At 63.0% G+C, this 865-nt stretch carries 1 protein-coding gene; it reads left to right on the top strand.

The window, feature by feature from the left end:
- Positions 1-100 precede the first annotated feature (100 nt).
- Positions 101-865 (top strand): AEC family transporter (locus tag EN879_RS37510; RefSeq protein WP_164774921.1); only part of this gene is annotated, 765 nt, incomplete at its 3' end.

The following is an 865-nucleotide window of genomic DNA, read 5'->3' as shown; positions in this document are numbered from 1 at the left end:
GCCCTCTATAACGCTGCCAGCCGACGATGATCAAATTCAGGCGCGATTGCGTCGCGGTCCTGGCTCGCCTATCACGGGGAACCCGCCCCTCACGGTAAAAATGTCTCCGCTCACCGAAACCGTTCTTTTCGTCTTCAGCCTTGTCGCGCTCGGCTACCTCGCCGGGCTCACCGGCTATCTGAAGCCGGCGAGCGGCGAGGGGATTTCGGAATTTGCCATCAACGTGGCGATGCCGCTGCTGCTGTTCCAGACGATGGTGAAGTCCGACTTCCATGGCGTGGCGCCTTGGCCGCTGTGGGGCGCTTACTTCACGGCGGTTGCAATGACATGGGCTGCCGGCCATCTGGTGACGACGCGGATCTTCGGGCGGGACGCACGCGCAGGCATCGTCGGTGGAGTGTCGTCGTCCTTCTCGAATGTGGTGCTGCTGGGCATTCCCTTCGTTCTCGGCGTATTCGGGTCGAGGGGATTCGAAGTGCTGTCGCTGCTCGTTTCCGTGCATCTGCCGACCATGATGATGGCTTCGATCATCATGTTCGAGATATTTGGCCGCGGTGGCAGTGAGCCCGTACACCTGCTGCGCATCGTCCAGAGCTTTCTGAGAAGACTGTTCACCAATCCCCTGATCATCGGTATCCTGGCCGGGCTGGCCTGGCGCCTAACCGGCGCGCCGCTGCCGAACCTTGCCACGCGGCTGGTCGATACGCTGGCTGGCACTGCCGGGCCAGTGGCGCTGTTCGCCATGGGGCTCAGCCTGCGCCGTTTCGGCATATCGGGCAATGTCCGGCCGGCGTTGGCGCTTTCGGTGCTGAAGCTGTTCCTGATGCCGGCGCAGGCCGTGGCGAGGGTCATCTGGTTCGACGCC

This window comes from Mesorhizobium sp. M7A.F.Ca.AU.002.02.1.1, from assembly GCF_003998535.1.
GTDB classification, from domain to species: Bacteria; Pseudomonadota; Alphaproteobacteria; order Rhizobiales; family Rhizobiaceae; genus Mesorhizobium; species Mesorhizobium ciceri.
The sequence above is the reverse complement of the archived record's forward strand: the minus strand, read 5'-3'. Positions and strand labels throughout refer to the sequence as shown.